The organism is Streptomyces sp. NPDC058289 (assembly GCF_042880975.1).
Classification (GTDB): Bacteria; Actinomycetota; Actinomycetes; order Streptomycetales; family Streptomycetaceae; genus Streptomyces; species Streptomyces stoeckheimensis.
The window spans coordinates 98,966-105,778 of the sequence record NZ_JBHVYI010000021.1 but is presented as its reverse complement, the minus strand read 5'-3'; the positions used below and the strand labels follow the sequence as shown (position 1 = coordinate 105,778).

Below are 6,813 nucleotides of genomic sequence, written 5' to 3'. Positions count from 1 at the left end.
ACCGGGGCCCGCCGTGGCGCGTCCGGGACCGGCAGTGGGCTTTCGCCGCCGGGCCGACCGCGAAAGGGCCGGAACGTCAGCTGCGCGCCCGGACGTTCCTCCATACCGGGTCACGCTTGTGTCACGGATTGTCGACAGTCCCCCACGGCGGAGTTCGTCTGGACCTTTTATTTCCCGTCCAACGACACGCCCGGGGTGAATTCTGTTTCGAATTCCTCCGGAACTTCCCGGAATTGTGGGTGGAGTGCACTCCGGGCACCCTCCGCTTCCTCACAAATCCTTCACTTCTCCGGTCGCTTCACGCGGTTCCAGAGACCTGCCGAGCCGATCTCGCGCGGCCCGGATCCGGTCCGTCAGCTCGGCCGGCTCGACGACCTCGAACTCACACCCGATCAGCATGATGTGAATCACGAGGACATCGAGGTTGACCGCCCCGGTGCGCAGGATGCAGCTCTGCTCGTCGAGCGGCTCCAGGGTCCCGTCGGCCGGCCCGACGATCCGCGCCGCCTCCTGCTCGGGCACCCGCAGCCGGACGACCGCGCGGGCCGCGTACACCCGCTGGGAGATGCCTCGGGAGACGTACGCGGCGAGGTCCTCGGCGGGCGGCGGGCGCGGGGTGAAGCGCGGTCCGTGCGGGGGCCTGGGCTCGATCCGGTCCACCCGGAAGGTCCGCCAGTCCTCCCGGTCCAGATCCCAGGCGACGAGGTACCAGCGGCGCTCGCTGCACACCAGCCGGTGCGGCTCGACGGTCCTGCGGGTGACGGTGCCCCCGTGGTCCCGGTAGTCGAAGCGCAGCCGCTCGGCGTCGCGGCAGACGCCGGCCAGCTCGGTCAGCACCGAGGAGTCGATGGTGGAGGCGCCCGCCCCGCGGAACATGGGCACGGTGAACCGGTTCAGCGCGGACACCCGGGCACGCAGCCGTGACGGCAGCACCTGCTCCAGCTTCGCCAGCGCCCGTACGGATGCCTCGCCGATGCCCTCCACGCCGTTCCCGGCGGCGGTCCGCAGACCCACGGCCACCGCGACGGCCTCGTCGTCGTCGAGGAGCAGGGGCGGCAGCTCGGCCCCGGCCCCCAACTGGTACCCGCCGCCGGTGCCCGGACTGGCGTTCACGGGGTAGCCGAGCTCCCGCAGCCGGTCCACGTCGCGGCGCACGGTCCGCGCCGTCACGCCGAGCCGGCCGGCCAGGTCGGCCCCGGTCCATTCCCGGTGGGCCTGCAACAGGGACAACAGGCGCAGCAGGCGCGCGGAAGTATCAAGCATGTCCGCAGTCTGCCCGCAGGACCGCGGTCACCTGACCAGGGTCACACCGGAAGCGGGTGGACCGCGGAGCGGCGGACCGACAAACTTGCGGCGCTAGGTTTTTGTGATCCCGGTCTGCCAGGAGGCGCAGTGTCCTTCGTTCCCACCGACCCGCTCGGGCTCGACGAACTCCTCACGCCCGAGGACCTCGCGATCCGGGACACCGTCCGCGGCTGGGCCGCCGACCGGGTCCTGCCGAACATCGCCGAGTGGTACGAGAACGGCGAGCTGCCCGGGATCCGGGAGATCGCCAAGGAGCTCGGCGCCCTCGGCGCCCTCGGGATGTCGCTCCAGGGATACGGCTGCGCGGGCGCGAGCGCCGTCCAGTACGGGCTCGCCTGCCTGGAACTGGAGGCCGCGGACTCGGGGATCCGCTCGCTGGTCTCCGTACAGGGCTCGCTCGCGATGTACGCGATCTGGAAGTACGGCTCCGAGGAGCAGAAGCAGCGGTGGCTGCCCGGCATGGCCGCGGGCGAACTCATCGGCTGCTTCGGGCTGACCGAGCCGGACGTCGGTTCGGACCCCGGCGCGATGCGCACGCACGCCAAGCGGGACGGCTCGGACTGGGTGCTGAACGGCCGCAAGATGTGGATCACCAACGGCTCGGTGGCCGCCGTGGCCGTCGTCTGGGCACAGACCGAGGAGGGGATCCGCGGATTCGCCGTCCCCACGGACAGCGCCGGCTTCTCCGCCCCGGAGATCAAGCACAAGTGGTCCCTGCGCGCCTCGGTGACCAGCGAGCTCGTCATGGACGACGTACGGCTGCCCGCCGACGCGGTGCTTCCGGGCGTCACCGGACTCAAGGGGCCGCTCGGCTGTCTCAGCCATGCGCGGTACGGGATCGTCTGGGGATCCATGGGCGCGGCGCGCGCCAGCTTCGAGTCGGCGCTGGACTACGCGAAGACGCGAGAGCAGTTCGGCAGGCCCATCGGCGGCTTCCAGCTCACCCAGGCCAAGCTCGCGGACATGGCGCTCGAGCTCCACAAGGGGATCCTGCTCGCCCACCACCTGGGGCGGCGGATGGACGCGGGGACCCTGCGGCCGGAGCAGATCAGTTTCGGCAAGCTCAACAACGTCCGCGAGGCCATCGAGATCTGTCGCACCGCGCGGACGATCCTCGGTGCCAACGGGATCTCCCTCGAATACCCCGTCATGCGGCACGCCACCAACCTCGAATCGGTCCTCACCTACGAGGGCACCGTCGAGATGCACCAGCTCGTGCTGGGCAAGGCGCTCACCGGGCTCGACGCCTTCCGCTAGGCCGGGTACGGCCACAGGATCGCCGGGAGGGCCGGAAGGAACCGGAGGCGGCCGGTGAGGGCCTTGCTCAGCTCTGGTTGAAGAAGTCGCGCGAGCGGCCGCCGGACTCGCCGCTCACGATCTGGGTGTCGGCCGGGGTCAGCAGGAAGACCCTGGTCGCCACCCGCTCGATCGAACCGCGCAGACCGAAGGTCAGACCGGCCGCGAAGTCGACCACGCGCTTCGCGTCGCCCGGGTCCATCGAGGACAGGTTCACGATGACCGGGACACCGTCGCGGAACAGCTCGCCGATGCCGCGGGCGTCGCGGAAGCCGTCCGGGGTGACCGTCGCGATGCGGCGGCCCTGCTCGACGGCGGACTCCGACGCCACCTTGACGCGCGGGTCCGTGACCCACTGCTCGCCGGGGCCGACCACCGAGCCCCCCTGCGGAGCCTCCGCGTAGTCGTCGTCGTAGTAACGCTCGTCGTCGCTGTCCTCTACGAGACCCAGCCAGGCACTCGCCTTGCGCACCGAACCCATGGACGCCTCCTTTCATCGCGGTCAGTTCTGTCTTGTCTTCCGCGTCCCTATCGTCGTCCATGATGCTGACAACGCGCCAAGTGGATAGTCGCCGCGCAGGGGTTTCGTGACGGTACTGGTGCAGAACATCCGTTGCACCGTCAAGGATCCCGGCGGCTACCGCTGCTGACTGAGTGAAAATACGACCGGTGCCGCCGTACGGGTGGCAGGCGGGGGCGTACGGGTGACGGCCGGTCTCGCTACCATGCCCGTCAGCGCGCGTATGACACACGGGGGAATCGTTTTGTTCGGGATCGTCAGACCATGCACGCACCGGCTCGGGGAGCGGTTCAAGACGGAGTGGATGGCCCATCTCTGCGGACTGTGCCTGGCACTTCGGGGTGACCACGGCCAGTTCGCGAGGATCGTGACCAACTACGACGGGCTGCTCGTCTCCGTTCTGACGGAGGCTCAGTCCGGTCCCGCTCCGGGCTCCCGGCGCACCGCCGGTCCCTGTCCACTGCGCGGGATGCGCACCGCGGCCGTGGCCAACGGCGAGGGCGCACGGCTCGCCGCCGCCGTCTCGCTGGTCCTGGCCTCCGCGAAGGTGCGCGACCACGTGGCCGACCGCGACGGCCTGTTGGCCCGCGCCCCGATCGCCCTCGCGGCGCGCCGGGTGGCCCGGGGCTGGGACCGGGCGGGTGCCCGTACCGGGGCCTCGCTCGGCTTCGACACGGCCGTGCTCGTCGACGCAGTGGACCGGCAGGCGGGCATCGAGACCCTGGCCGGAGCCGGCACGCCGGTGCTCGTGGTGACCGAGCCGACCGAGACCGCGACGGCCGCCGCGTTCGCCCATACCGCGACCCTCGCCGGACGGCCAGGCAACGCCCCCGCGCTCGCCGAGGCGGGACGCTACTTCGGGCGGCTCGCGCACCTGCTGGACGCCGTCGAGGACCAGACCGCGGACGCTGCGGCGGGTGCCTGGAACCCGCTGACCGCCACCGGGACCCCCCGCGCCGAGGCGCGCAGGCTGTGCGACGACGCGCTGCGGGGGATCCGGCTGGCGCTGCGGGAGGTGGAGTTCGCCGACGCGGGCCTCGCCCACCGGCTGCTCGTGCACGAGCTGCGCACCTCGGTGGACCGGGCCTTCGGGACGGCCGGCTGCTCCCACACGGCGACGGGCCCGGCGCCCGAGGGCTCCTTCGGGCCGCCTCCGGTGGACTTCGGCCCGCCGCCGGCGCCCCCGCGCAAGCCGCGCCGCGACCTGTTGCCGGGCTGCGCGGTGGCCCTGGGGCTGTTCTGCACCTGCCAGCTGTGCTGCACGGACCACGAGGGTCCGTGGTCCCGGAAGAAGAGGGACGCGTGGTGCGACAACTGTGACTGCGGTCCGAACTGCAACGGCTGTGACTGCGGATGCGGGGACTGCTGCTGCTGTCCCTGTGACGGCTGCTGAGGACGTTCGGGCTCCGCTTCGACCCCGGCTCGGCTTCGGATTGGTTCCGGCTTGGTTTCGGGTTGGTGCGGGCTTGGCCCGGCCCTTCACGCCACCGATACCGTAGGGCGATTTCCAGCCGTTCCGGGAGCCGCTGCACGGCGGGTGGCAGCACGCCCTGGGCTGCGACAAGGGAGCACTTCGGTCGAGGTGGGCAACGCGGAGCGAACAGTGGCTTGAAGTAGCCCTTGCCCCGCGTGCCTGTCGCCGGAAAACCTTCGATAGCATTTACGGGGTTTGTCAGGGGCACGGCGAACGGCGATCTGCCGGCCGCGGTTCCTGATGACTACACAAGCTCGGGCACCGCACCTGCCCCGGGCTTCGATTTCCTTCGGGAGGACAATAAGTGACGATCAAGCGCATCTTCCGTTCCCGGCTCTTCGCCGCGGCCGTCGGTCTGACCGCCGTGGCCACCCTCGCGGGTCCCGCGACGGCGGCAGAGGCCCCGAGCGGCAGCAGCGTCAACGCCCAGCGCTTCGCCGCGGTGGAGGCCTCGCTCCTGCGGGCCGACGTCGCCGGCACCGCGTGGGGTCAGGACCCCAAGACGGGGGCCATCGTGGTCACGGCGGACTCCACCGTCTCGGACGCGAACATAGAGAAGATCAAGAAGGAGGCCGGGGCGAACGCCTCGGCGGTGCGCATCGAGCGGACCCACGGCAAGCTGTCGAAGCTGACCCGTGGCGGCGACGGCATCTGGACCACGTCCTGGCGCTGCTCCCTCGGCTTCAACGTGCACAAGGGCAGCACGTACTACCTGCTGACCGCGGGTCACTGCGTCAAGGGTGCCGGCAGCTGGTACACCAACGCGGCTCGGACCACCAAGATCGGCCCGAGCGTCAGTGGCAGCTTCCCGGGCAACGACTACGGTCTGGTCCGTTACGACAACAAGAGCCTGTCGCACTCGGGCACCGTTGGCACCCAGGACATCAGCAGCGCCATCAACGCCACCGTCGGCCTGGCCGTCAAGCGTCGCGGCAACACGACCGGTACCCACAGCGGCAAGGTGACCGGCCTGAACTACACCGTGAACTACGGCAACGGTGAGCTCGTCTACGGTCTGATCCGGACCAACGTCTGCGCCGAGCCCGGCGACAGCGGCGGCCCGCTCTACTCGGGCACCCGCGCGGTCGGCCTCACCTCCGGTGGCAACGGCAACTGCACCGCGGGTGGGACCACCTACTTCCAGCCCGTCCGGGAAGTCCTCGCCCGTTATGGCGTGAGCGTGTACTAAGCCGTACGCACCCTGCTTCACAGCTTCACAGCTTCACAGCTTCACAGCTTCATCGCTGGACCCCCTCCCGCCTGCCGGGTGGGGGTCCAGTGCGTTCTGGTATGCGTGCGTTCGTGGCGCTTCGTGAGCCTTCCGGTTTCGGGCCGGTCCGGTGTGGAAGGGTTGAGCTGCATGAGCGCTGACGCAGAAGATCCGACCACCGCCTGGAAGCAGTGGCACGAGCATCGGGTGACCACGGTGTCCGCCCCCTACGGGCCGCTCGCACTGACCGGCACCCTCCCCCAGACTCCGTCCGGGGGGACCCCCGGGCTCGCCGACTACCCGGAAGGTCGAATTCCGGCCGTTCCGGGGCGCTGGCGGGCCGCCGGCGGAGGCGTGACCCTGACCGCCGGGCCGGAGGAAGGGATCACCCTGGACGGCGAACCCCTCGCCGGCGTCGCCGTCCTGGCCGCCGACGAGGCGCCGCCCTCGCACTCCCGGCTCGCGGCCGGGGAGGTACGGCTCGTGGTGATCCGACGCGAAGGGGAATGGGCGGTCCGCGTGTTCGACCCGGCCGCACCGGGCCGCGCGGCCTTCACCGGGATCGAGGCCACCCCGTACGACCCGGCGTACGCGGTGCCCGGGCACTTCGCCCCGTACGGGGAGGACCGGACGGTCCAGGTCGAGAACGTCGACGGACGGGCGCGCGGGCTCGATCTGGGCGGCGAGCTGAGCTTCGCCTTCGCGGGCGCCCGGCACACGCTGCGGGTCGCGGTGGACGAGGAGGACGGCAGCCTCTGGCGGTCATCGGCGATGCCACCGGCGGCCGTTCCAGCTACCGCTTCCGCTTCCTCAAGCCCGGAATCCCGGCCGCCGACGGCTCCGTCACCGTGGACCTCAACCGGGTCCAGCTCCCGCCGTGTGCCTTCGCGGACCACTTCGTGTGTCCCTTCCCCCCGCCGGGCAACACCCTGCCCTTCGAGATCGCGGCGGGAGAGCGGCGGCTGAAAGGCGCCCTTGCTAGCGGTATCTGACACCAGGAGACTCCCG

5 protein-coding genes and 1 pseudogene are annotated in these 6,813 nt (G+C 70.9%); 4 read left to right on the top strand and 2 right to left on the bottom strand.

The genetic code is table 11. The annotated features are described in order from the left end of the window. Window positions 1–270 precede the first annotated feature (270 nt). A complete protein-coding gene (locus ACFVX6_RS13755) occupies window positions 271–1,263 on the bottom strand; it encodes a helix-turn-helix transcriptional regulator (RefSeq protein ID WP_389690984.1) in 993 nt (330 codons plus the stop codon). Between the two features lie 129 nt (window positions 1,264–1,392). Here ACFVX6_RS13755 and ACFVX6_RS13750 point away from each other — a divergent pair, with 129 nt between their 5' ends. Continuing rightward, window positions 1,393–2,562: an acyl-CoA dehydrogenase family protein gene (locus ACFVX6_RS13750; protein WP_250740262.1), complete on the top strand. Its 1,170-nt coding sequence runs from the start codon at window positions 1,393–1,395 to the stop codon at window positions 2,560–2,562. Between the two features lie 67 nt (window positions 2,563–2,629). On the opposite strand, the gene ACFVX6_RS13745 is transcribed toward ACFVX6_RS13750, so the two are convergent. Beyond that, on the bottom strand, window positions 2,630–3,082 hold the full coding sequence (locus ACFVX6_RS13745; RefSeq protein WP_214947996.1) for a cell division protein SepF: 453 nt from the start codon (window positions 3,080–3,082) through the stop codon (window positions 2,630–2,632). Between the two features lie 283 nt (window positions 3,083–3,365). Here ACFVX6_RS13745 and ACFVX6_RS13740 point away from each other — a divergent pair, with 283 nt between their 5' ends. The 3 genes and pseudogenes from ACFVX6_RS13740 to ACFVX6_RS13730 all read left to right on the top strand — a co-directional run bounded on the left by ACFVX6_RS13740 (window position 3,366) and on the right by ACFVX6_RS13730 (window position 6,797). Further along, entirely contained in the window at window positions 3,366–4,514 is a 1,149-nt protein-coding gene (locus ACFVX6_RS13740; protein WP_389690982.1) for a DUF5685 family protein, read from the top strand. 385 nt (window positions 4,515–4,899) lie between these two features. Continuing rightward, window positions 4,900–5,784 carry a S1 family peptidase gene (locus ACFVX6_RS13735; RefSeq protein ID WP_389690980.1) on the top strand — a complete coding sequence of 295 codons (885 nt, stop codon included), beginning with the start codon at window positions 4,900–4,902 and terminating at the stop codon, window positions 5,782–5,784. Window positions 5,785–5,955: 171 nt separating this feature from the next. Then, window positions 5,956–6,797, top strand: a pseudogene (locus ACFVX6_RS13730) (DUF1684 domain-containing protein). Window positions 6,798–6,813: the final 16 nt, after the last annotated feature.